This is a genomic window from Janibacter sp. CoH_79_TC_3 (genome assembly GCF_058197955.1).
The window spans coordinates 14,220-36,778 of the sequence record NZ_JBXWIV010000012.1; the positions used below are offsets into that span (position 1 = coordinate 14,220).

Annotated in this window: 25 protein-coding genes and 3 pseudogenes; 12 read left to right on the top strand and 16 right to left on the bottom strand. The window is 37.8% G+C overall.

Annotated elements, in window-relative coordinates:
* Positions 1–30 precede the first annotated feature (30 nt).
* Both AC2FA3_RS10490 and AC2FA3_RS10495 read left to right on the top strand, forming a co-directional pair.
* A complete protein-coding gene (locus tag AC2FA3_RS10490) occupies positions 31–1,221 on the top strand; it encodes an MFS transporter (RefSeq protein ID WP_490509513.1) in 1,191 nt (396 codons plus the stop codon).
* A gap of 101 nt (positions 1,222–1,322) precedes the next feature.
* Complete coding sequence (locus tag AC2FA3_RS10495; RefSeq protein ID WP_490509514.1) at positions 1,323–2,279, top strand: EamA family transporter; 957 nt, start codon at positions 1,323–1,325, stop codon at positions 2,277–2,279.
* Between the two features lie 47 nt (positions 2,280–2,326).
* Here the strand turns inward: AC2FA3_RS10495 and AC2FA3_RS10500 are convergent, their stop codons facing one another.
* The gene (locus tag AC2FA3_RS10500) at positions 2,327–2,929 is read right to left on the bottom strand and encodes a DJ-1/PfpI family protein (RefSeq protein ID WP_490509515.1); all 603 of its coding nucleotides are present in this window, start codon (positions 2,927–2,929) and stop codon (positions 2,327–2,329) included.
* A gap of 63 nt (positions 2,930–2,992) precedes the next feature.
* A complete protein-coding gene (locus tag AC2FA3_RS10505) occupies positions 2,993–3,631 on the bottom strand; it encodes an FMN-binding negative transcriptional regulator (protein ID WP_490509516.1) in 639 nt (212 codons plus the stop codon).
* 158 nt (positions 3,632–3,789) lie between these two features.
* Between AC2FA3_RS10505 and AC2FA3_RS10510 the strand changes: the two genes are divergently transcribed.
* Both AC2FA3_RS10510 and AC2FA3_RS10515 read left to right on the top strand, forming a co-directional pair.
* On the top strand, positions 3,790–5,196 hold the full coding sequence (locus tag AC2FA3_RS10510) for an aminotransferase-like domain-containing protein (protein WP_490509517.1): 1,407 nt from the start codon (positions 3,790–3,792) through the stop codon (positions 5,194–5,196).
* Between the two features lie 43 nt (positions 5,197–5,239).
* Positions 5,240–6,073 (top strand): AraC family ligand binding domain-containing protein, encoded by an 834-nt coding sequence (locus AC2FA3_RS10515; RefSeq protein WP_490509518.1) that lies wholly within the window; start codon positions 5,240–5,242, stop codon positions 6,071–6,073.
* Here the strand turns inward: AC2FA3_RS10515 and AC2FA3_RS10520 are convergent.
* On the bottom strand, positions 6,059–6,652 hold the full coding sequence (locus AC2FA3_RS10520; protein ID WP_490509519.1) for a LysE family translocator: 594 nt from the start codon (positions 6,650–6,652) through the stop codon (positions 6,059–6,061). The two genes, AC2FA3_RS10515 and AC2FA3_RS10520, sit on opposite strands and share 15 nt — an antisense overlap.
* 140 nt (positions 6,653–6,792) lie before the next feature.
* Here AC2FA3_RS10520 and AC2FA3_RS10525 point away from each other — a divergent pair, with 140 nt between their 5' ends.
* The 4 genes from AC2FA3_RS10525 to AC2FA3_RS10540 all read left to right on the top strand — a co-directional run bounded on the left by AC2FA3_RS10525 (position 6,793) and on the right by AC2FA3_RS10540 (position 9,623).
* Positions 6,793–6,963 carry a hypothetical protein gene (locus tag AC2FA3_RS10525; protein ID WP_490509520.1) on the top strand — a complete coding sequence of 57 codons (171 nt, stop codon included), beginning with the start codon at positions 6,793–6,795 and terminating at the stop codon, positions 6,961–6,963.
* Positions 6,964–7,091: 128 nt separating this feature from the next.
* Positions 7,092–8,084 (top strand): hypothetical protein, encoded by a 993-nt coding sequence (locus AC2FA3_RS10530; RefSeq protein WP_490509521.1) that lies wholly within the window; start codon positions 7,092–7,094, stop codon positions 8,082–8,084.
* A 172-nt stretch (positions 8,085–8,256) separates the two neighbouring features.
* Positions 8,257–8,949 (top strand): class I SAM-dependent methyltransferase, encoded by a 693-nt coding sequence (locus AC2FA3_RS10535; protein ID WP_490509522.1) that lies wholly within the window; start codon positions 8,257–8,259, stop codon positions 8,947–8,949.
* Positions 8,950–9,125: 176 nt separating this feature from the next.
* The gene (locus tag AC2FA3_RS10540) at positions 9,126–9,623 is read left to right on the top strand and encodes a GNAT family N-acetyltransferase (RefSeq protein WP_490509523.1); all 498 of its coding nucleotides are present in this window, start codon (positions 9,126–9,128) and stop codon (positions 9,621–9,623) included.
* A gap of 169 nt (positions 9,624–9,792) precedes the next feature.
* Here the strand turns inward: AC2FA3_RS10540 and AC2FA3_RS10545 are convergent, their stop codons facing one another.
* The 5 genes and pseudogenes from AC2FA3_RS10545 to AC2FA3_RS10565 form a co-directional block, all read right to left on the bottom strand.
* Positions 9,793–11,049 (bottom strand): hypothetical protein, encoded by a 1,257-nt coding sequence (locus AC2FA3_RS10545; RefSeq protein WP_490509524.1) that lies wholly within the window; start codon positions 11,047–11,049, stop codon positions 9,793–9,795.
* A 279-nt stretch (positions 11,050–11,328) separates the two neighbouring features.
* Positions 11,329–11,718 (bottom strand): hypothetical protein, encoded by a 390-nt coding sequence (locus tag AC2FA3_RS10550; RefSeq protein WP_490509525.1) that lies wholly within the window; start codon positions 11,716–11,718, stop codon positions 11,329–11,331.
* Between the two features lie 228 nt (positions 11,719–11,946).
* A complete protein-coding gene (locus AC2FA3_RS10555) occupies positions 11,947–12,444 on the bottom strand; it encodes a GNAT family N-acetyltransferase (RefSeq protein ID WP_490509526.1) in 498 nt (165 codons plus the stop codon).
* Positions 12,445–12,654: 210 nt separating this feature from the next.
* A pseudogene (locus AC2FA3_RS10560) lies at positions 12,655–12,903 on the bottom strand (GNAT family N-acetyltransferase); the annotation flags it as partial.
* A 27-nt stretch (positions 12,904–12,930) separates the two neighbouring features.
* Positions 12,931–13,116, bottom strand: coding sequence for a hypothetical protein (locus AC2FA3_RS10565; protein WP_490509527.1), 186 nt, complete (start codon positions 13,114–13,116; stop codon positions 12,931–12,933).
* A gap of 385 nt (positions 13,117–13,501) precedes the next feature.
* On the opposite strand from AC2FA3_RS10565, the gene AC2FA3_RS10570 reads away from it, so the two are divergent.
* Together AC2FA3_RS10570 and AC2FA3_RS10575 are read left to right on the top strand one after the other, a co-directional pair.
* Positions 13,502–13,834 carry a hypothetical protein gene (locus AC2FA3_RS10570; protein ID WP_490509528.1) on the top strand — a complete coding sequence of 111 codons (333 nt, stop codon included), beginning with the start codon at positions 13,502–13,504 and terminating at the stop codon, positions 13,832–13,834.
* Between the two features lie 68 nt (positions 13,835–13,902).
* Positions 13,903–14,439: a GNAT family N-acetyltransferase gene (locus tag AC2FA3_RS10575; RefSeq protein WP_490509529.1), complete on the top strand. Its 537-nt coding sequence runs from the start codon at positions 13,903–13,905 to the stop codon at positions 14,437–14,439.
* Between the two features lie 205 nt (positions 14,440–14,644).
* Here the strand turns inward: AC2FA3_RS10575 and AC2FA3_RS10580 are convergent, their stop codons facing one another.
* The 5 genes and pseudogenes from AC2FA3_RS10580 to AC2FA3_RS10600 all read right to left on the bottom strand — a co-directional run bounded on the left by AC2FA3_RS10580 (position 14,645) and on the right by AC2FA3_RS10600 (position 17,181).
* Entirely contained in the window at positions 14,645–15,169 is a 525-nt protein-coding gene (locus tag AC2FA3_RS10580; RefSeq protein WP_490509530.1) for an EamA family transporter, read from the bottom strand.
* A 6-nt stretch (positions 15,170–15,175) separates the two neighbouring features.
* A pseudogene (locus AC2FA3_RS10585) lies at positions 15,176–15,415 on the bottom strand (EamA family transporter); the annotation flags it as partial.
* Between the two features lie 18 nt (positions 15,416–15,433).
* On the bottom strand, positions 15,434–15,631 hold the full coding sequence (locus AC2FA3_RS10590) for a hypothetical protein (protein WP_490509531.1): 198 nt from the start codon (positions 15,629–15,631) through the stop codon (positions 15,434–15,436).
* 303 nt (positions 15,632–15,934) lie between these two features.
* Complete coding sequence (gene thrH / locus AC2FA3_RS10595; protein ID WP_490509532.1) at positions 15,935–16,561, bottom strand: bifunctional phosphoserine phosphatase/homoserine phosphotransferase ThrH; 627 nt, start codon at positions 16,559–16,561, stop codon at positions 15,935–15,937.
* A gap of 11 nt (positions 16,562–16,572) precedes the next feature.
* Complete coding sequence (locus AC2FA3_RS10600) at positions 16,573–17,181, bottom strand: LysE family translocator (RefSeq protein ID WP_490509533.1); 609 nt, start codon at positions 17,179–17,181, stop codon at positions 16,573–16,575.
* A 220-nt stretch (positions 17,182–17,401) separates the two neighbouring features.
* On the opposite strand from AC2FA3_RS10600, the gene AC2FA3_RS10605 reads away from it, so the two are divergent.
* A complete protein-coding gene (locus AC2FA3_RS10605) occupies positions 17,402–18,280 on the top strand; it encodes a LysR family transcriptional regulator (RefSeq protein WP_490509534.1) in 879 nt (292 codons plus the stop codon).
* Between the two features lie 182 nt (positions 18,281–18,462).
* Here AC2FA3_RS10605 and AC2FA3_RS10610 read toward each other — a convergent pair whose 3' ends face one another.
* The 3 genes and pseudogenes from AC2FA3_RS10610 to AC2FA3_RS10620 all read right to left on the bottom strand — a co-directional run bounded on the left by AC2FA3_RS10610 (position 18,463) and on the right by AC2FA3_RS10620 (position 22,267).
* Positions 18,463–19,365 carry a DMT family transporter gene (locus AC2FA3_RS10610; protein WP_490509535.1) on the bottom strand — a complete coding sequence of 301 codons (903 nt, stop codon included), beginning with the start codon at positions 19,363–19,365 and terminating at the stop codon, positions 18,463–18,465.
* A 90-nt stretch (positions 19,366–19,455) separates the two neighbouring features.
* Complete coding sequence (locus AC2FA3_RS10615) at positions 19,456–20,211, bottom strand: helix-turn-helix domain-containing protein (protein WP_490509536.1); 756 nt, start codon at positions 20,209–20,211, stop codon at positions 19,456–19,458.
* Between the two features lie 409 nt (positions 20,212–20,620).
* Positions 20,621–22,267: pseudogene (locus AC2FA3_RS10620) on the bottom strand (2-isopropylmalate synthase).
* A 101-nt stretch (positions 22,268–22,368) separates the two neighbouring features.
* On the opposite strand from AC2FA3_RS10620, the gene AC2FA3_RS10625 reads away from it, so the two are divergent.
* Positions 22,369–22,554 (top strand): cupin domain-containing protein, encoded by a 186-nt coding sequence (locus AC2FA3_RS10625; RefSeq protein WP_490509537.1) that lies wholly within the window; start codon positions 22,369–22,371, stop codon positions 22,552–22,554.
* The last annotated feature ends 5 nt before the right edge of the window (positions 22,555–22,559 follow it).

A 22,559-nucleotide genomic window follows, 5' to 3' on the forward strand; every position in this document is an offset into this window, starting at 1 on the left:
GCTTAAAATTCGACTTTAGATAGAGGCTATATGCAAACCAATAACAAACTACCCAACCATGTCTATTTTTTATTAATTGGTCAAAGTATTAATCTAACGACAGCGGTGCTATCGGTAACGGTAGCCGCTTTGGTCGGGTTATCTTTAGCGCCAACAGTGAGCTATGCCACTATTCCTTATGGGTTGCAATTTTTAGCCATTCTAGTCAGCACCGTTTTATTCTCAAAACTCATGAAAAAATTCGGTAGATATCGTATTTTTAATGCAGGTATTGGGTTTTTATTTTTGTCAGGCATTATTGGATTTTTATCTTTAACACATAATAACTTTTTGTATTTATGCTTAAGTCACTTTTTACTAGGGCTTTTTATCTCAACCGCTAACTTTTATAGATTTGCTGCTACAGATACTATAAGTAGTGAGCTTGTTCCCAAAGCCACGTCAATGGTCATCTCAGGTGGGGTGTTTGCTGCGATAGTCGCGCCATTATTGGCTATCAATTTAGCCAAAGCGTCAGACTTACCTGATTATTCGCTCATTTATCTAGCTTTGTCAGCGCTTGCCATTATTTTATTTGTCATTATTCATCTTTGGAATCGAGCAAACGTTCTTCACGGTAAAAGCAGTCTAAAAACAAAAACAGTACCCTTAAACACGACAGAGGTTAGAAAATACATCATTGTCATCGGTATATTAGGCGGTGCTCTAGGCTACTACATCATGAACCTTATGATGATAGCGTCGTCACTATTTTTAAAGCAAAGCCATTCTTTTGATTATGCGTCTTACGCGATTCAAATGCATGTACTTGCCATGTTTTTGCCCTCATTTTTTGTGGCAAAGATTATCAATCTCGTCAATAGCGTTAACACAATCATATTTGGCTTTGTTTTGATCTCCATCTCTTGCTTATTGCCTATTATTTTTGTTGACACTATTTTTATTAATATCGCTTTAGTTATTTTAGGCATTGGCTGGAATTTTACTTATTCAGGAGGATCAACGCTGCTAAGTAATATTCAAGGGGAACGAAGGCTAAGATTTCAAGGCATTAATGAAACCGTCATTGCTTTTTTTGCAACCTTAGGCGCTTTTCTTCCTGCGCCTATACTGAGCTATTTTGGCTGGATAAATACCAACTTAGTGTTCTTTATATTTTCTATTTCGATATCGGCTCTATTTATCCTATTTGTATTTGCCTTCAAAAAAAGAGGCTATTAATAGAGTGATAATTAATTAGCTTTATAGCTCGTGTAGAACTTTGAATTTAAAAGTATTTTTTCAGGATGCTCATTTTTAGAATAACAACCTTAGGATAGTGTATGACCCCAATCCACATCACCTTAGCGGTACTGGTGACCTTTGTTTGGGGTGTGAACTTTACCTTTATTGTGTGGGCGCTCGAAAGCTTTCCACCACTAATGCTCACGGCACTACGTTTTTTCTTTACCGCTGTACCACTGGTTTTTTTCCTCAAGCCACCCAAATTTAACCGTACGCTATTTATATATGCCATCGGTACGTTTGTCATGCAGTATGCGTTTGTATTCACCGCCGTGCATTTGGGTGCCTCGGCAGGATTAACAGCACTATTGCTACAAGTTCAGATATTTATCACGGTATTACTGGCGTGTGTCATCTTAGGGGAGGCAGTAAATCGCATGCAGATCGTCGGTATGTTAGTTGGTGTGCTGGGGCTTAGCGTCATTGCATTAAACCTTGGCGGTGATATGCCTTTGATCGGGTTTATCTGTATCTTAATTGCGGCAATCGGTTGGAGCTTTGGCAACATTGCATCAAAGCAAGTATCAACACAAACAATTGCACAGACGATGCAGCAAGGCGCTAGCCTGCATACTGGTTCACCTACTAACAGCAAGAATAAAGCATCGGCACTGTCTGCGTTAGCACTGGTGGCATGGGGCGGTCTGATCGCTTGTGTGATTTTGGCTCTATCGTCTCTTATATTTGAGAGCGCTGCGTGGCAGGTGGCGACGTTTACGCAAGCATCAATTAAGTCTTGGCTGTCGCTTGGGTTTATCGTGTACATCTCAACGCTGATTGGCTTTGGACTGTGGTCACACTTGCTCGCGCAAAATACGGCCTCAAAGGTTACACCATTTGCCTTGCTGGTGCCCGTATTCGGTATGGCGACCTCAGTGCTGCTTATGGGGGAAGTCGTGACGTGGTGGGCTGTGAAGGTTATGCTGTTTATTCTATCAGGGTTGGTATTAGCTAATGTGAAGATTAGTGGTGGTAAAAAACTTATTCATTCGTAGAATCAAACGACTGGTTTTTGCACTATTGCGCAAATTTATTGATGCTTTTAACTTATATCAAACTCCATACGTCTTGCAGTTGTTTGCATGGTTTGACTATCTATTAATTTCTCCACACAGTACAGGCTAGCGTGAATACCTGCACTTATTCCTGCTGAGGTGATAATATTAGTCGTCTTATCGCTAGCATCGACAAAACGAGTGTTAGCGATAACTTCAATATTGGGATAGGATGCTAAATTTTCCAAATCCATCCAATGGGTGGTTGCAGACTTGCCAGCCAGCAATCCAGCTTTAGCTAATAGCAAAGCGCCCGTACAAACTGAAAGCGTTAACTTGGTAAGCTTTGCTTGAGAGATGATCCAAGCAATAACCACTGGATTGTTTATCTCAACCTTCTCAGCACCATAACCGCCAGGAATAACTAATATGTCTATATTGGGATGATTGTCGAAGCTATAATCAGGGATTACTTTTAGCCCATTTCTAGCAGATATCGATGCTTGATGTTCAGCAATGGTAATGACCTTGAAGTACTTATCACTGGTATTAGCAGCCTCAGCCAACGAAAAAACCTCAAAAGGCCCTGCAAAGTCTAATACTTCAACTTCGTTAAAAAGTAATATGCCAACGGTTCGCATAGTTGTCATGGGGTGTCCTTCAGTTAAGATTCTTAGATTAAATATCGCTCATTCATACCCTTATAATCAAGCTTAATCTTCATTTACCTTTTCAACTAACATCGCCATCCTACCAGCCTTAAACGTTCCAAGCTGTCGTAAACCGTGGATTATCCCTGCCCTATTCTCAACCGTTTTATTTTGACTCAGCTTAAACTGGGCTTGAACATCAGTTATATCGACACGAATACCAACGATGGCGCGGCACATCGCCTGAATGTACTCTACAGGCGCATCATCAAGTGACCAAGGATGTGGTTGGCTAGCTTCAAAATCGGCCGTTTGCTTTGATAAGATTTCAATAAGTGCTTCAGGCGTGGTTAATAAGCTGACATTACCCGTAATATATACGCTTTGATAATTCCAGGTCGGCACTTCTTTATGGGTCACTGCTTTACTAGGATACCAATTAGGGCTAATGTAATGCCCAGCATCTTGAAAGATAACCAGCCACGGCGCAGCAAGATTGACACTGTTATTTAGCGCATTTACCTTAGCAATATGACCATATAGGCAACCAAACTTACTACCATCATCTTGCCAGTACATGGGAATATGACAAGCTTCCAGTACGTTGCCCGTTTGTGCAATGACCGTCGCTAGCGGTTTTTCTTTAATAAAGGCTTGTATGGTCTCAAAGTTATCTTCTCTAAAGGATTTTGGTGTAAACATCGTAGCTCCAAGTCGTTTTGTGGTATATCTGGAGTAATAGTATTACCTTACGACCTGGCCGTACCGATGCATTTTTTAAAATTACCAACAAAGTGTATAGTTAGATAGCCCTTGACAGTTATGGGCATAAGAACTGACCTCTGATAAGCCAACTATCTATGAATGACACTCTCACTCTTAATCCTAATATCAGTAAAACAGCCGCTGTGGCCGAATGGATTCAGCAGCGGATTGATAGTCAAGTCTACAAACCCTACCAGAGAGTGCCTTCCGTACGTAAACTAGCCATGATTTTGGATGTTTCGAGCTTTACCGTGACCCAAGCTTATGAGCAACTAGTCGCTACGAATGTGTTAATGGCTAAGCCAAATTCCGGCTATTATATTTTACCTCAAGTGAATTATGATAGAAATCCAGAGCTTGTGGAAAAGGAAGCTATGGTTGATACCAGCTGGCTAGTACAGCAGATGTTGAACGATATTCCTAATCACCGAGCACCAGGATCAGGTGAGCTGCCTGTTGAGTGGATTAAGAATGATAGGATGCAATGGGCGGTTAGACAGGTTAATCAAGATATCGATAGCTTTATATATAACTACGGTGAAACTCAAGGTTATTTACCTTTACGTGAGCAATTAGTACAGTACTTAGACTTGCTAGGCATTCATACTAGTGCCGATAATATTATTACTACAACAGGAGTTTCGCAGGCTATTTTGACGGTTACTCAGCTCCTACTAAACGTAGGCGACACGGTCTTAGTGGATAGTCCTGGTTGGTATTGGACATCAAGTACCTTGCAGCAACAAGGTTATCAGGTGGTATCAGTTGCACGTGACCACCAAGGCCCAAATATTGAACAAATGAGACAGATTTTAGAAGAATATCGTCCCAAGTTATACATTACTAACAGCGTACTTCATAATCCAACATCCTATAATTTGCAACCTGCCCGCGCCCATCAAGTTTTAAACTTAATGCATGAATACGATGTTTCTATTTTTGAGGATGATTTATACGCCGCATTTTTACCTGATGAAAAGCCGCTTAGGTACGCTAATATAGACCAGTTCGAGCGAGTGTTTTATGCTACTGGTTTTTCAAAGTCGATGGCATCAGGATGGCGCGTGGGCATCTTGGTAAGCCCTGATAAATTCATTAATCAAATAATTAAGCTTAAAACCCTTAGCAATATGACCTCACCAGAGTTTGGCGAGCGCGTGGTTCATCGGCTATGGACGCAAGGAGAATATCGCCGTCAGCTTAAGAAAGTACAGCAGAAACTCTATACTGCTCATCAGGATATGCGCGATGCCTTATCAAAAATAGGTCTAACCTACCCTGAACATACCAATCCGGGTATTTTTGTGTGGATAGATACTGCTGTGGATTCTGGTAAGCTGGCTTTAGATGCTTATAAAGACGGTTGGCTTGTTGCGCCTGGTCAGTTGTTTGATCCAAGTGCTCAGCCTTCAACTTATTTAAGATTAAATGTGGCGACGACGAGTCATGAGTTTCTGAAGTGGTTATGCGTGTATTTAAACCAAGTCAATAATTACTTATGAAAACTCATCTCGGATTTAAATACTTATTGTATAAGGACAACTTATGACTGCCGCTCACACGCCTATCTTTTGGCGCGATTCTAGAATGCCACATATAGAGCTGCGTAAAGTCACGGATGGATGTAAGGTTTATTATAACCTTCATAGTCATACCCATTGGTCGTTAGGTGCAATTACACAAGGCGTAAGTACCTTTATCTACCGCGAAAATAGCTATCATGTCACAGAAGGCGATTTGGTACTGATGAATCCAGACTGGCCGCATGCCTGTAACCCTATCGAAAACCAGCCTTGGGCTTATCTCATGCTCTATGTAGATACTACTTGGCTGACGCAGCTGCGCTATGATGAAGGTCTATTACAACGACCGCGCTGGCAAGATATCGCTAATGCGGTTATTACTGATAATCACCTATATCAAGGCTACTGTACAATGGCGGCGACTCTTTTGGACGATACCCGAGAGCTACTTGATAAGCAAACGCAAGTGATTGAATACTTATCTACTCTTATGCATACACTTGATAATCAAAAATTAGTACTTGATAGACAGACGCCCGCAGCATTGAATAAGTTAGCCATCTACTTAAATGAGCACTGCACTGAGGAATTATCGCTTGATGAATTATGTACATTGAGTGGCTATAGTCCCAGTTATCTTATTCGAAGCTTTAGGCAACACTTTGGCATGACGCCCCATGCTTATATTGTCAATAAACGCATTCAATACGGTCAGCAACAACTGAAAAAAGGGATATCTATTATCGATACTGCTTTAAATGCCGGGTTTTCTGATCAAGCGCACTTTCAGCGTACTTTTAAACGTTTAGTAGCAGCCACACCCAACCAATATCGCAAATCCTCAACCAATCACTAACAATACGCAACTGCCTGCAAGCAACACGGCTAACACTCGATTGATAGCCCTCAATGTTTTAGGCTGCTGAACCTTTTGGCGCATAAAAGCACCAGCATAAACCCAACAACTTAAAGACAGCCAGCATATAGGCAGATATAGCCCAGCAAATAACAAAACCTGAGCAAGCTCTCCATTATTAGTATAAGCACCGATACTAGCGGCAGAAGCAATCCATGCTTTTGGATTGAGCCATTGCATTAAAAATCCGGTAAAAAACCCAGGTACTTTTGTTATGGCTTCTGCGTTTATCTTGCCATCATCACGCGCTAAGCGGTAACTCAGATATAACAAAAAAGCGATACCTGCCCACGTCAACCATTTTTCAAAATTTGGAAAAGTGACTAGCAAAGCACTAAGACCGTAACCTATAGCTAAAAATAAGATAACGAAACCAAGTGTGGCACCAGTAATAAAAATTAAGCCTTTAGATAAAGGATAGCGTGCACCACTACTCAAACCAACGATATTCACAGGGCCAGGAGAAATAGAAGCTACTAAGGCGAAGGCAGACATCGGTAAAATTAAGGATAGGCTCATAACCATTACTCGAATAAAATAACAATTTTGCCTGAGAACTATTATGAAATATTGAATAAAATTACTTAAGAAATACCCTATCAGTAAATGGTGTGCTAGTTGCCGTTCATACCTATCTTATCAAAGCGAAGGTTTACTTTATGACTCCTAAATTTTGGAAAAATGCATGGCAAAAGAGCCAAACTAATTTCACTCAGAAAAAACTAAACCCCATGTTAATAAATTTTCTCAAAGCAATTAACACACCTAAAAATAGTCGTGCTTTTATGCTTTTATGCTTTTATGCTTTTATGCTTTTATGCGGATCGTAATGGCTTTATCGATAAGAATATTCCAAACAACATTATTTATTTATACTTTTTTTAACTGAAATTATCTCGCATTCTAAGCTTGTAAAAGTCATATTCATACTCTATATTTTTTCCATATCAGGTCGCACATGACAAAAATAATTGATTCGTTAATACAAGCAAAAGCTACTCAAGCACCGCCATTATTAAAAAGAATATATACTAAAACAGATCTGTATAAGCAATGTGCTCATGAGCTTCAAGAAGATATAGAAAGACTGGAAAGTGACCACTTAGCATTATTATTCGCCCAATACGCATTTATTACTGGTCGGCATCCATCAGAATACAAAACCCGTTTAATTAACTGCGACAATGGCAATATTGCATTATGTGGTATTCGCTTTCGTGGTATGGATATCTCCCAACCATTTGTCACTGTAACGACTACGCTAAAACCCCTCAGTGTAAATAGCATTAATATATTGGTAGATAATATCTCAAAGGCATTTCATGCCTTTAAGCCCCAATATGCTCAATTCTATATTCCAAGCTATTTAGACATTGAGCCTGCAAACTTTTCCTCAGCCCATTGGGACAATCGTATACTAGCAAATTCCTTGTATACGCTAGTCGAAAACGAAGTACAAGATATAGCCTGTCCTGCTCATACCAAATGTGAGCTATTATCTGCAAACTCTCTTACGTTTTATAACCAATATGAAATGACATATAACAAGTTGCTTGATGAATTCCCTCAACATGCTGTGATGATGGAATTAAAGCCGATAGAGGATATGAGAGCTTGGGTGGCTCAGGGCTTTGTTAATCTGTTATGTGTCAACGATAAGTTAGCAGGCGTGATAATAGTAGAGCCTAATAATAGCTTAGGAATGACAGGATTTTATATTATTGAGAACATTATATTTTCTGAATATAGAGGACAGGGTTTAGGGAAATGGATGCAACAGGCTATGATATATCAGTTGGTTAATAATCAAAGTAGACAATCAAAAAGACAGAAAACCGATATGTTGTTTGGAACAATCCATTTTGATAATACCTCAGCTATTCAGTGTGCAAAAAGCATCGGGCGTGGTGATATCGGAGGATATTTGTGGGTGGCAACAGGTATCGAATAGGATGGTGGCAGGCTTCCTTTTTATTGCAATTAACGGTTTATATAACTCACTTTAATAGAACTAGAAAAAAGGCATATAAGATAATTAGGCATTAAACTACTTTAGCAAGCTTAGTACCGTCCATAGTAAAAGAACAAGGCGGAATCAGTCTATTACAATAAAGGTTAATGTTATGAATCCTGAATTTTGGAAAAATGCATGGCAGAAGAGCCAAACTAATTTTACTCAGAAAAAACCGAACCCTATGTTAATGCATCATTTCAAAGCACTTAATACATTTAAAAATGGACGCGTTTTTGTGCCTTTATGCGGTAAGAGCGTAGATATGCTATGGTTTACAAGTCAGGGTTTTGACATTATTGGTGTTGAGCTGTCAGAGATAGCAGTCATACAGTTTTTTGCCGAAAACGATTTGCAAGCGCTAGTATCACTACATCCCACTACTCCTAATCTCACTTGTTATCAATCTGAACACCAAGGACAAACTCTCAAAATTTGGGTGGGTGATATCTTTGATTTAAGTGCTATTGATATTGGAATAATAGATGCTGTCTATGATCGTGGTGCATTAGTAGCTCTTCCAGATATTGAGCCTGATAATCTACGTACACGCTATACACAGAAAATTATGGCGCTTAGTAATAAAGCAAGCCAACTTCTCTTATCTTTTGCTTATGACGGCGAAAAGCAGCGCAGCGATAATCATAAAAACTTACCACCTTTCTTAGTGACACGATCTCAACTTGAACAATATTATGCTGAATATTATGAGATAAACTTGATAGCAGAAGAGAAAGCAGACTATGTTTCGACCGCAGGTGATTCAGGATATCGCCTTGTATATACCTTAGTATCTAAAAATTAATTCCTAATCTACATCTGGCTTGTCTAATCAAGAAATGATCTAGAATGTTCGCTGTTTTAGTAAAGAGTTTTGATGATAAAGTTGATATTAAGAATTAAAAATCCTGCTTTAAAGTTAATAAATCTTTTAGTCAAAGCGAACAATAACTCGTTAAAGCCAACGTTAGAGGGCATCATATGTTAAACGTTAAGATTAAAATTTTGAGCGTGGATGAGTCTAACGATTTCAGAACTATCAGACTTTCAGCTTTGGAAAAGTCTCCAGAAATGTTTGGATCCACCTATATAGCAGAAGTAGAGAAACCGTTGGTTTTTTTCAAAAACTGTTTGTCAAGTTCAACTGTATTTGGCGCCTATTATAAAAATAAAATTATAGGTTTAGCAACCTTAACACAAGAGAATGGAATAAAATTCTCTCATAAAGCCTCTTTATCAGGTGTATTTATTGAACCTGAGTTTCAACAAAAAGGTGTAGCAAGCAGCTTACTCAGCGCAGTAATAGAGTATGGTGAAAAATATGCGGAGCAAATTTTACTTACTGTTGCCGATGATAATAAGCCTGCGATTCATCTATACAAAAAATTTGGTTTTGAAACTTATGGTATAGAAACACAGGCAATGAAAGATAATGGGCAATATATTAATGAAATCTTGATGAAACGGTTTATGTCTTAATAATTTTCACTATATTTAAAGACATATGTTCATAAAACTATAAGGAAAATATCTCCCAGCGAGGATTTGACAATTTGGCAATAAACCCTATTATTAACGATTTTACTTGTTAAGATAAAATCGATGTACTTTACAATATACCTATCGGGCAGATTAAGCGCTTTTTAACTCAATGCCTAACATCCATTACCAGTCTTGTTTGGGCAAGCTCATCAAGATACTGATCTATGATTTGAGTATTTTCTTTATCCAGATGGGCATCCCACTCATCAAGCATGACAATCGTACTTCGGTCGTCCTCTCTAATTTCTTGAATTTGCTTGATGAGTTGTTGTCCTGTTGAACCTCTATGGGCTTTGTCTGTTTTGTAATTGAAATACAAATTGTGCTTGGCAGGTAAATAGTAAGCCTGTTCTTGGTAGTGGTCTTTGAGCTTAAGCAACATACAAGATTTACCAACGCCATTATTACCAACCAACGTTACTCTACCTTGCTTGGGTAATTGTGTTAAATCAAAAATATCCCCTGTTTGCTTCACACGTATTTGGTCTGCCTGAATGTAGGTATCTAAATCCACAGTGGCAGGTTGTAAAACCTCTAAAATACCATCTAGCATCGTTTTGATAACGCCAATACTGGTATGGTAGCCAATCAAGGCATAGCACATTTGTAGTAGCTGAATTTGTCTTGGCAGCGTGGCGATTAGCACAGCCATCGTCGCAGCATCATGCCAATTTTTATTAAAAATAAAAGCAGTGACCACAAAGACAGGCAGCATAAGTATGATCATGCCTAAGCTTGAATTCATATGCTGGATCGAGGTGGATTTAACGCTATTATTCTTGGCTGTTGCAAAGCTTTTTTCAACAATGTTGTTATAGAGCGTGTAATTATGCTTATTGAAAATAACGACATTATCCCAACTGTCAAAAAGTTTAGCGGCTAAATTCAGCCGTGATTGCTGGTCTGTTTTGGCAGCCGTTTTTAGGGTTTGTCGTCTGAAATGCACAAACATGGAGGCAAAAATAATACCTACTGCATAACCAAGCAGTAATGTACCATCTAAGAACCAAGCAATAACCAACACATTAAATAAGACATTGAGTACCAAAGCTGAAATATCAAAAATACTATCAATGACTGTTTCAAGGGTGTAATTACTTTCTTGGGCGAGCGTTGTCGTTGCCGTACTCTGTAAATCGTCGCTGGATAGCAAATATGTCTTGCCTAAAAAGACAGTATGAAAGCTATCGTTGTACAGCTTATGAGCGTCATACTTGGCGCGCTCTGTATTGGTAACACAAAAATATGCAGGCACATAAACCGCTACTAAAGAGAGGGCAAATAGCACCATATATAAAATTGAAATAGTGTCCTCGGTCAGACTTTGTGCAAGGCGAGCAATAAAATACGTTGATGACGCCACAATAATTTGCTGGATTAGCAAAAATACTAATGCTATACGCAAATGCTTGTTTGAGATAATTTTATAGATCAAGACTTTTGATATCCCTTAAAATTGAAGCACGTGAATCTCGCAAAGAATGGCTTATTGCTGACATACAATCTTATTATTAACTTTCAGAGTTTTTTGACTATACAAGGGAACCAGTAGTTTAATGTCATATTGAGTAGTCATTGCTTATTTTCCAGTTAATGGCTTATAAGCAGTTACCCATTTTTTATGAAAGGCTCTACAAAAAAATTATGGATACTTTACGCCTCGAACTTCTATCCTCATAAACTTATCGAGTAGGCAGTGAGACGGTCCTTCAGTGATAAATTTGCCAACATATTTTTTTGCCAAAGGCTGCGCAGAAACATCTCCGTTTTCTCCTATATTATACGTTTTGTTGCCTACCCTTATCTGAGCGTCACCTTTTGTATATTTCGTATATTTCGCTGGAAGTATAGGCGTATGAAGCTCATTATCTGCCTCAAATAATAAACACTCGTTTTGCGTGACAAACTTACCTATTAAAAAGTATTCTACGGGTAGGTAATATCGTGCAGGGTCGTCATAGTAAGTAAATATTCCGCTGGGTATAGTGGACTTATCTATATCAGGCTCAGTTTCACTGTTATTGTCTTTCATATTGCTCGTTGACGCACAACCAGCTAGAAGACAAGTTGCCACAATTACACTTAGTGTTTTATTCATCAGTGAAACCTTTAAGTTAAAAGTTATTTTCTTTATTCCTAATTTATTGGCTTATAGCTAGAGTAACACCTATTTCAGAAAGGTAGTCAAGAGAAGATAGATATACGTTTGTAATTCCGTTAGTCACTGTGCCGCCACTGAGTATATTTAAAATAATAGATATTAGAGTAATTTTACCATTCTAATATCTGTTATTTTGGTGTCCTCGTATAACTCTTCATCACATTGGCCGTCAGACTCAAAACCAAATTTTCCATAGAAACTAATCGCAGATAGATTGGTTTTTAACACCCATAAAGATAGACTAGAGCAGCTATTACATTGAGAAGCGTCAATTAGCGCTGCGTTCATTAAATTAGTACCTATCCCTAAATTTTGGTACTGCGGTAAGAGATACAGAGTGGTTATTTCACACTCGTGATCTTTCTTAAAGTAAGAGATAAATCCTACAGCAGTATCCTCAGAATCATATGCTATCCAGGTATCCACACCAGAGCTAGGTAATACCTTTTCCCACATTTCCATTTTTTGAGATAAGTTATTTTCTTTGTCTCTATACGTTTCAGGTAAAAGGTTCGAATACGTAGCGTTCCAACTTTCATAGTGTATATGAGCAATATCTGATACATCGTTCTGGTTTGCCTTCCGTATAAAAAACATGTGGCACTCCATAGTTAAAGGTTAGGGTAATACCACAGCGTAGCAAAATTCATCATCTAAGATCTCTAAACAGCTTCGATATTGTCGGAGACTAAATCTCATTCATCGAATCGCATAAAGGTAGCTTATGGCAAATCGGTTTTGGTAGTGACTTTTTACATTTATGCATAACACTGAAATAAGCTATCTTAGATATAAACTTTATCAGCATCATCCATTTTTAGCTTTTCGAATTCTTGCCATCTGATAGGCATTGACATACTCGCCGTTGCGATAAGCGTAATCCACCATTTCACCTTCTATCACAAAGCCCAAGCTTTTATATAAACCAATGCCTCCGGTGTTATCGGTGTAAGCAGTAATCTCAATACGTTTTATATCCAGCCAATTATCGGCCAAATCCAGTGCTGCAGTTATAAGCGCTCGACCCACACCTTTGCCTTGTGACGCAGATTCTACGCTGACTTCAAAGCTTGCTACATGACGTCAACGTTTTGATATCATGGTCTCAAGCCTTAGACCCCCTACTATTTCACCCTCAACTTCAGCCACCAATAAATGACTATTATCAGGTATATCCGCCAGTCTCTTGCGCCATAAAGTTTTAGATGGCATAGGCAACTGCAATGCCTCTGCATCTTCTAGCTCAGCATGACGTATTTCAATTTTCATTATACTTATCCTTATATACGAATTATTATGTTGACTAGTGTCGACTTTGGCAGTAAAACGAACAATATTTTGCTATTGACAACCCAAATATTGAACCTTTAATTTATCCCAATTGACAGCAACTTGCCATAAAGGTTTAAGTTCCTACTAAGATGCAAAACGCTTAGTATTGAAGTAAGACTCTTCCATTAAAGAGTGTCAATTTCATTGTAGAATTTCTTAATTTAGTCGATAATAATCTATTAAAAGAAGAATTGTGTTTATATTTATAACCAGATTTTTTTACCTCGTTTTATATGAAGTCTAATTTATTAATATCTTTTACAGGAAAAGCTCAATTTCTAACTTCAGATTGGCAGTAGCAGGGTTTGCGACACTTATATTTATGAGTATAGGTTGCAGCAATAAAGAGTCTAATAGCGTTAATGAAGTCAAAGAAAACTCATCAGAAACCATAACAAATAAAATTCTAGAAGAAGCAGAAGTGCGTGGAATCTTTAAAAGAAGCTTTGAAATACATGAGCTAGATGCGAATGGCAAATTCTACTATGTGGCAGATCCCAAACAGCTTTTGGTGGAAGACTCAAATAAAACTGGTCAAGACGGCTATTACAAGTTGTTTGAAACTTGCGTGGTCGGAGTGATCGGCTCTGAAGGTAGTTACGGACCTACTGGTAAGTACGAAAACGAAATTACGGTTAGCAAAATCTGTGTATAAAGAAGGGTATACCCTTACTTCAGCGTTTTGCTAATATGATGAGGCGTTAATTAAAATAGGGATTGGTAATGATCTATTTGAAACCATTTATACCTGATGACTATGATTTTTTGAATAGCTGGATTAGTAATGAACATGAATTGATTCAATTTAGCGGTGGTATTTTTCAATACCCTATTGATAGAGAGCAAATAAAAGAATATTTAAACGATAGTCTAAGGTATTCATTTAAAGTTATTTTCACAGAAAGTTATGATAATGGATTACTAAACACCCAAATTATAGGAATGGCAGAGATTTACCGTGAGAATAATGAGACGGCTAAGTTATGTAGAGTTCTAATTGGTCATCCTGATATGCGGGATAAAGGTTTAGGTAAAAAAATCATACGACTATTACTGAACAAGGCTTTCGATGATATGGCGTGTGAATACGTGCATTTGAATGTATATGATTGGAATGTAGGGGCTATCAAATGCTATGAGCAAGTTGGCTTTGTCAAAAACCCACTGATAAATCAACATGTAATGGTTGATGGTAAGCAATGGACGACTATTAATATGTCTATTGACAAATCTAGGTGGAAGTCTGTTATCTATGAATAAGTGTTATTAACTTTAATTAAACCACCCCGAGATTGCCATATACTTAAAACTCTGAGAGACAGCCGATAGTTCGATGCCTGTATAGCGCACCGAACATGTTCCCATAACAGAAGTTATTGTAAATGGTGGTTAGATGTGGATGAAAAGAAACTAAAAAATCTCTTTAAAAGGCTTTTTTTGAGACAGTGTTTTTGAATAGATGAATCTATATTTGTTGTTTTATAAGCCTCCTAGCTTTATATTTAGCGACCATAAACTGAGCTAACAGTATGCCTGTAAGCATTATTATGGCACCTATCACTTGGATTACAGATAAGTTCTGGCTCAAAAGTAAAGCTGCGAAAACAGTAGAAAAAATAACCTCTAAGGTTGCAATTTGACTTACAACTGCTAGCGCTAGGTACTGCTGCGCAGTTATGCCTGCTAGATAAGCAAAAACAGTAGATACTACAGACAGCCAGATCAGTAATACCCATATTGGTATATATAAGTCACCAATCAAAGCAACATCATGTACAACAGATAGCCAAGGAAAGCTGGTTATAGGACTCAAAATGTTGAGAGCAATTAAACCTATAGGCGTACCCAAAGCTGTTAGTAAAAGAGGCTTATGAGTTTTTAGACCATGTTCCGATAGTAAGAACCTTGCAGCTAAAGCAATTGCTGTACCTAATCCTGCTACGACACCAATTACGTCTAAATGAAACCCTGACCAAGCTTCGCCTACCATGAATAAGCCTATAAGAACAGACGCCACGCCTATCCATATAGCTGGTGGAAAAGATATTTTTCGAACAAATCTTATCCATAAAATGATCAGTACTGGAGCAAGATATTCTAATAATAGGGCAATACCTACGGGTACTCTTGAAACTGCTACCCTATAAAGAAATTGGTTAACACAAAAAGCAAGTAGACCGAAGCTTATTAGCATAAGCCACTCTGAACGAGCTACTAGTAATTGTTTAGGATACTTGAATAGGACTAATAGTAGTCATAATAATGCAGCTACTGTCATTCTAGCTTGTGTAATCTGTAAGGCAGTCATATCAGCAGAAGCTAGAGCTTTTGTGACTGGAGCGCCAATGCCAAAAAATAGTGCCGAGCTTGCTGCTAGTAAGATACCAAAAATTATAGGGTTGATAACTTTAGGCGATGTAGGTTTCTGTATATCAGGTGCTTTAATTTGCATTTATACTCTCATAACTTATGATGGTGGTAAGTCTTATACTTAGAAATGATGAGTGTTTAAAGGCGAGACAAAGCCATTATTTAACTAATCGTTAAAGAGCCTCAAAGTACCTGTGAGTGGTTGATACGATAATTAGCAAGTTCACTGATATCTAATACGTTATAGATTTTAAATTAATTAGTATGCAAGCTGCCAATAAGCCTTACCTTTCCTCTTGTAACCAAAATTAAGGTGTCTACCTTAGCATTTGTATAACACAGGCATAAAAATTGCCATTAAGGTTTAATGACCTAAAAACAGCTATTAGACTTCTTTGATTGGTTTTGTATGAAGTGATCCAATAAATTCTTGATAATTGTTTACGATATTGAATATAGGTAGAGCTTTCCTTAAAACCTCTTTGGAAGGTGAAAACAAATACCCCTGAGAGACTGCTTTTAGCATAGTAAAATCGTTAAATGCATCACCCATCGCAATACTATTTTCTAAGGATAGGGGATATCTTTCTATAATCTCATGCTTACCTTCTTGACGACTATAAAGCACGTTCTTAATATAGCCGTCATCATCAACCTTTAAACGATGGCAGTATACCGTCTCCATCGGGACTTCTAGCTTTTGTAAAAAACCTTCTAGTAATTCATGAAAGCAGTCCGATACAATCTGAATATCAAACCCCTTCACTCTCAATGTTTGTAAAAACTCTACTGCGCCTTCTATAGGGTTAAATTGACTAATAATATCTTGTATTTTTAGTAGAGTAATCTGATTTTTATTCAAAATATCGATGCGATATAGCATTGGTTTTTTGTAATCTTCTACCTCTCTTGTGGTTATGCTCAGCTCAGCTATATTTAGCTGACTAGCCAAGAACTTCCATATTTCCGGAACTAAAACCCCTTCCATATCGATAAAAGCAACTTTATTCATGTTTAATTCCTCTAGTTTAAGTTTGCAAAGAGCAGGAACACACCTAATAGCCCTAATATAAAACCAATGACACGATTAATTGCGACTTGCTGCTGTAGCATTTTTTCTCTTAGCGTCCGTTGAGAGAACAATAAAGCCACTAAAGCGAACCATACGAAGTGAGCTAGTGACATGAACAAGCCATAACCGATTAAAATAGATTTTGGGGTACTGGCGCTAACAATCTGCGTATACGTGCTAATGACAAATAATGTGGTTTTAGGATTCAAGGCATTGGTAAAAAAACCATAGCGCAATGCTTGTCCGGAACTGATGCGCGCAGAAGAACCTACGTCATGTACAGGCTTTTGTGTGAATGTCTTATAACCAATATAAATAAGATAAAGTGCACCAAGATATTTTATGATGGTTAAAAAATTTGGTGCAAGTTTCATTACAATGGCAACGGCTACTAGAGTATAGGTAACGTGTACTAAGACACCTAATGCTATGCCAATAGACGTTAATACACCGACCGAACGCCCATATAGATAGCTGTTTTTAGTGACAATAGCGAAATCAGCCCCAGGGCTAATTACAGCAAGAACGGTAATCATGATAACGGTAAAAAATTCTGTCATTTATTTAACTCTGTAAAGGAAATACCAATATATAAAGAGTTTTATCTTAAGAAACATAGCTGTTATGCCTTTATCTATATTTTCTCTACTCACTATCAAAGCTCTAAGTCAGTAATTCTTCATATATCAGTTTTTCATGTTATTAATTTAAGTGCATTCTCCTACATTTACAGATAAACTAAAATTGAGTTTATTACATCATCATCTATGAGTTTTTGGCATGATAGAAAAAATATCGTTGAATTCATTAAGGTTCTTTTACTACGTTGCAGAGCACAATAGTGTGACGCTTGCTTCTCAGAAACTGTTTGTGACACAAAGTGCAGTGAGTAAACAGATTAAGAATTTGGAAGATGCTTTAGGTATCCCATTATTTAATCGAGTCAATAAGAAACTGGTGCTCACAGCCAATGGCAATCTACTTTTTTCTTGTTGTCAGCAAGTTTTTGCGAAATTAGATGACTGTCTTGTGGATCTAACGAGGCAAGATCATCGAAAAAAACAACTGGTACTCTCTTGTGAGCCCACTATTTCAATGAAATGGTTAATACCGCGTTTGGCTGAATTTAATGCATTAAATTATGGGTTTGAAATTGTATTGCTGACGGGTGGTGGAACAGTAGATTTTCAAGGAAAATCTATCGATATTGCTTTGCGTAGAAATGATTTTGAATGGGACAAGAATATATTCCATGAGAAAATTATTGAAGAATATATAGTCGCTGTCCGCAACCCTAGAACTGAGCAATCGAATACCCTATTACTGACTTCTTCTCGACCAAATTTTTGGCATCACATAAATAAGTCTAAGTTGTTCAGTAGCAAGATTTTATCGTACGAGCCCATGGTGTTAGAACACTTTTACTTATGTATTGAGGGGTGCTTAGCTGGTTTAGGAACTACTATTGTTTCAATTTTTATGGTGGAAAAGGAACTTTCGCATCACTTTTTAGAATTGATTCATCCTCCTGTGGCAGACAACTCATCCTATCACTTATTGTCTTATTACCCTTTTTACGAAGATGAGAGAAAGGTGGTGTTTAAAGATTGGTTAAAAAAAGAGATGCTGAATAGCAAAATGCAGTCTATGGAACTCTGAATTGCACACAACAATTATGTTGTAATATTTCGACACTATTTAGATTGGACTTACTCCGGTATGTGAGAGTCTGATATAGTTATCCGCTTTAAAAAAAGACTATTCGCATTTTAAAAAGTGCCCTACTCGAATTACAAAAATTTAATGTCAGCTCATTTTACGTATGCAATTTTTTAAATATATCATTTACTACTTTCAGCGGGTTTTTGAGTCTGATAAATGAACAAACTTGTACAGACCAATATGACACCAAAAATAGTTAATGCGCTCAAAATAGTATCAAAAACCAGACTCTCCAAGATCATTGTCAGTAAAGGCAACAAAAAGAATAACGTACTTACTTTATCTGCCGAGCTATATTTGAGCATAAGCATCAATAATAAATAAGCCCCTACGGAAACCACTGCGCCCATCCATATCAATGCAAGCAGAGAGTAAGCATTGACCTCAAAAAACAATCCTTGATAAACAATAACAACTGAGAATATCAAGAATGAAAAAATAGTCTGAATCAATAAGGTTAAAACAGGCGACGCTTTCACCTTAGCTTGAGCGATAGTACCAAACGTGATGGATAGCAACGCCAGTACTGAAAGTACAATGCCTAAAGCATTTATCTTATCAACGGTATGATAGCCTAATGTGGACAGAACCAAGCCTGAAAAACAAATCACTAATAGTATGACGTTTTTAATGCTAATCGTACTTGCACTTAGTAGTGACGTTATAATTGGTTGTATACCAAGCACCAGTATAATTATGCCAAGGGATAGCCCCGTATTAATAGCGGAAAAATAAAACGTTAAATAGAATACTTGTAGTAATAGACCTGAAAATATAATGCCTTTGAGCTGATCCTTCTTAAGCTCAGTAATGTCTATTTTTTTATGGGTAGATTTTAGATATATGGCTAGAAGTAGTAACAAGGCGATCGCTGATCTTAAAAATAAAAAGCTCCAAGCGTCGGTATATTGCAAACCAGCTTTTGCAAAGATGGCACCGCCACTCCATATTGCCAAAAATCCTATAGGGGCCGCAAGATTTACAATGTCCTGCTTTGATTGGGTGTGAATATTCAATTGCACTTCCTTACCTAGCGTATATTTATATCATGTGGCTATGGTAATGAAGTTGATGCTCAAAGGTTTGTCGGAATAGATTGAAATATGTGCTGATTAGCTGATTGTTGGCTGCTTCATATTCTGATTGTGACAGCGAAGTCTATATGGCGTCTGATGATAGACAGTAGAGAAACGACGTATAAAAGCAGACACGTTATCGTAACCGCACTTCTCAGCCACAATCGTAATCGGTATGTCCGTATTTAGAATAAGACCAAGAGCAGCTTGCATACGAAGGTTGGTAATATAGACGTTAGGCGTACAGCCAAGATGTTCCTTAAATAAGACTTTGAACTGACTTTCGCTAAGACAAGCGATCTCAGCAAGTGATTTCACCGTATGATTGGTGGCAATATTACTTTTTAAGGTATGAAGGACCGCAGTTAAACGAGTATCCAATCGCTTACTCATTTTAATGGTTCCAAGAAGCTCTTTTAATAACTCAAACATCATCCCTTCTATCTTTTGGTTGTGAGCAGAAATCAATTGTTTTTCAACGAAAGAGATATATAACAACGTTTTTTCATCCATTGCAAAATGGATCTCACTCAGTGACAGTTGTAAAAATTCCGTATCCTCTATATTTGCTACTAAAAAGCGAAAGTCTTCTTTTGCCTGAAATTGATGATAAACGCCTTTTCTAATAACTAAAGCCTCTCCATAAGAAACGTTAATAGCCTGATCATCGATTATCATTTTAATGTCACCCATTAATGGCATGAGAATTTGATGGTAATCATGAGTATGACCTTCCAGCTGGCTACCATATGTCCTAATAAATAAATGTTTTATTAACTCAATATCTTTCATGAGGTCTATCCACTGTTTGGAACATTTATAGCTAATTAAGTTATGAAAATTGCGACAATAAAGCCATTTTGGTGATTAATAAACTATTGTTTCAGTAAGCCAATGTTACTTCCTATGAGAAGCTAAATCTAATTATGAAAATTTACGACATCATGAAAAAGTAACTAATATTTTCATAAGAAGTCTACGAGTAAGCTAAGCATAGTTCAATCTGAGCTATATTGAAAAAACCGTAGGAATAACTAACGATTAGATAAGGATCTTATCATGCCTAGGCGGGTGTATGATTAAAGTAAGAATTGAAGGTAAAGCTGTCAAATGAGCTGCAGAAAATAGAAGCAGCTTAAGCACGATTGCTCAGAAGAATATGATTAACATCCTCAATTCTTCTGAGCAAACTGCCACTATTTTAATGTAACTTTTTAATTCGTGCCAATCCACTCAAAATAGCTGCCGTAGTGCTATTGGTATGTATGCCCACACCAAAATAAGAGACAGATAGCTCTATGATGGCAATGGCTTCGGCATCATTACCTTGACTCAAATTACGTTCTTCATAAGACATCACCGATGCTTGCATAGATAGGGATAGGGCATTAAGTGTTGCGGCAATGGGTCCGTTTCCTTGACCTTTCACTTGCCTATACTCACCTTGTGTAGACTTCAAGTCTAATACGATCTCTTGACGTGATGAGGTTTCAAACAATGAGTGGCGTTGATAGCCATAGATACCTGAAGACAACTCAGGATGTAGATACGTTTGAGAAAATAACTCCCAAAGCTGTTGGCTTGATAGCTCAGCTTCAGCACTATCTGCCTGTTTTTGTACTATTGAAATAAATTCAACCTGCATTCGGCGAGGCATTTGAATGTCGTAGTCTTGCTCTAATAGGTAAGCGATGCCCCCTTTACCCGATTGACTATTTACACGCACAATACCATCATAAGTACGCCCTATATCTTTAGGATCAATAGGCAAATACGGGACGCGCCACAGCGCATCGGCTTCTTGCTGTTTAAAACCCTTGGCTATTGCATCTTGATGAGAGCCTGAAAAAGCGGTAAATACTAAATCCCCAGCATAAGGACGACGTGGATGTAGCGCAATCGCCGTACAATCCTCCACTGTTAACGCTAAGCCTAAAATATCAGAAAAATATAAACCTGGATGTATACCTTGGGTATACATATTCAAGGCCATCGTCACCAAATCTAAATTACCACTTCGCTCACCATTTCCAAACAAGCAGCCTTCGACACGATCGGCACCCGCTAATAGAGCCTGCTCTCCACAAGCCACCCCAGTACCACGATCATTATGTGGATGTACGGATAAAACTACTTGATGACGACGTTGTAGTTTATGATGCATCCACTCAATTTGATCTGCAAATATATTTGCTGTACTGACTTCAACGGTAGTGGGCAAATTAATAATCATGGTTTGAGTATCATCCTCTAACCATTCATCCATCGCCGCATGACACATTTGCAAAGACACGTCTAACTCCGCCATACAGAACGTTTCTGGCGAATACTGTAACACCCATTCTGTTTCTGGAAAATTTGCTACTCGTTTTTTTAGATAACTGACATGCTCACGTACCAACTGTTCGATCTGTTCTACAGATAATCCAAAAACCATCTCACGCCAAGCAGGTGCAATGGCATTATATAAATGCACAATAACGCGCTTAGCGCCACTCATACTCTCTACTGTACGATCAATTAAATCATGACGTAGCTGAGTCATAACCATAGGAGTCACATCACTAGGAATTAAATCTTACTCAATTAACTGACGGCAAAGATCAAAGTCAATTTGTGAGCCTGCGGGAAACCCTACCTCTATCTCTTTAAGCCCCACTCGAACCAATTCCTGGAAAAGTCGGTGCTTTTTAGATATATTCATCGGCTCAAATAAAGCCTGATTCCCATCCCTTAAATCGGTAGATAACCAAATTGGAGCCTTTGTAATTTTCTGATCAGGCCAGTGGCGGTCCGTCAGCTGCACACAAGGATATGGAACATATTTATGACTAGGATCAAGTAACATAGCAAACTCCCTAACAACCAAAGATAGATTGATGTGTTAGAGGTTTACATGACCGCCCTACTATCTATAATAGAGCTATATATGTAGAGAAAAAGACATTTATGAGTAAAATAGTAGAAGATCTAAAAAAACTTAACCAGTTTGAATCGTCACCATTACCTTTACACGGTATAGCAGTAGATTATTCTAAAGGGCATATTATTGCGCCACACACTCATACCAATAGTGCCCAACTTTTATACGCTATCTCTGGCACTTTGCTGGTTCAAACTCACGCAGGAAGATAACTTAT

Coding starts and splice junctions, on each gene's coding strand:
- AC2FA3_RS10490 (WP_490509513.1), top strand. CDS start 31: ATGCAAACCAATAACAAACTACCCAACCATGTCTATTTTTTATTAATT.
- AC2FA3_RS10495 (WP_490509514.1), top strand. CDS start 1,323: ATGACCCCAATCCACATCACCTTAGCGGTACTGGTGACCTTTGTTTGG.
- AC2FA3_RS10500 (WP_490509515.1), bottom strand. CDS start 2,929: ATGACAACTATGCGAACCGTTGGCATATTACTTTTTAACGAAGTTGAA.
- AC2FA3_RS10505 (WP_490509516.1), bottom strand. CDS start 3,631: ATGTTTACACCAAAATCCTTTAGAGAAGATAACTTTGAGACCATACAA.
- AC2FA3_RS10510 (WP_490509517.1), top strand. CDS start 3,790: ATGAATGACACTCTCACTCTTAATCCTAATATCAGTAAAACAGCCGCT.
- AC2FA3_RS10515 (WP_490509518.1), top strand. CDS start 5,240: ATGACTGCCGCTCACACGCCTATCTTTTGGCGCGATTCTAGAATGCCA.
- AC2FA3_RS10520 (WP_490509519.1), bottom strand. CDS start 6,652: ATGAGCCTATCCTTAATTTTACCGATGTCTGCCTTCGCCTTAGTAGCT.
- AC2FA3_RS10525 (WP_490509520.1), top strand. CDS start 6,793: ATGACTCCTAAATTTTGGAAAAATGCATGGCAAAAGAGCCAAACTAAT.
- AC2FA3_RS10530 (WP_490509521.1), top strand. CDS start 7,092: ATGACAAAAATAATTGATTCGTTAATACAAGCAAAAGCTACTCAAGCA.
- AC2FA3_RS10535 (WP_490509522.1), top strand. CDS start 8,257: ATGAATCCTGAATTTTGGAAAAATGCATGGCAGAAGAGCCAAACTAAT.
- AC2FA3_RS10540 (WP_490509523.1), top strand. CDS start 9,126: ATGTTAAACGTTAAGATTAAAATTTTGAGCGTGGATGAGTCTAACGAT.
- AC2FA3_RS10550 (WP_490509525.1), bottom strand. CDS start 11,718: ATGAAAGACAATAACAGTGAAACTGAGCCTGATATAGATAAGTCCACT.
- AC2FA3_RS10555 (WP_490509526.1), bottom strand. CDS start 12,444: ATGTTTTTTATACGGAAGGCAAACCAGAACGATGTATCAGATATTGCT.
- AC2FA3_RS10565 (WP_490509527.1), bottom strand. CDS start 13,116: ATGAAAATTGAAATACGTCATGCTGAGCTAGAAGATGCAGAGGCATTG.
- AC2FA3_RS10570 (WP_490509528.1), top strand. CDS start 13,502: ATGAGTATAGGTTGCAGCAATAAAGAGTCTAATAGCGTTAATGAAGTC.
- AC2FA3_RS10575 (WP_490509529.1), top strand. CDS start 13,903: ATGATCTATTTGAAACCATTTATACCTGATGACTATGATTTTTTGAAT.
- AC2FA3_RS10580 (WP_490509530.1), bottom strand. CDS start 15,169: ATGGTAGGCGAAGCTTGGTCAGGGTTTCATTTAGACGTAATTGGTGTC.
- AC2FA3_RS10590 (WP_490509531.1), bottom strand. CDS start 15,631: ATGCAAATTAAAGCACCTGATATACAGAAACCTACATCGCCTAAAGTT.
- thrH (WP_490509532.1), bottom strand. CDS start 16,561: ATGAATAAAGTTGCTTTTATCGATATGGAAGGGGTTTTAGTTCCGGAA.
- AC2FA3_RS10600 (WP_490509533.1), bottom strand. CDS start 17,181: ATGACAGAATTTTTTACCGTTATCATGATTACCGTTCTTGCTGTAATT.
- AC2FA3_RS10605 (WP_490509534.1), top strand. CDS start 17,402: ATGATAGAAAAAATATCGTTGAATTCATTAAGGTTCTTTTACTACGTT.
- AC2FA3_RS10615 (WP_490509536.1), bottom strand. CDS start 20,211: ATGAAAGATATTGAGTTAATAAAACATTTATTTATTAGGACATATGGT.
- AC2FA3_RS10625 (WP_490509537.1), top strand. CDS start 22,369: ATGAGTAAAATAGTAGAAGATCTAAAAAAACTTAACCAGTTTGAATCG.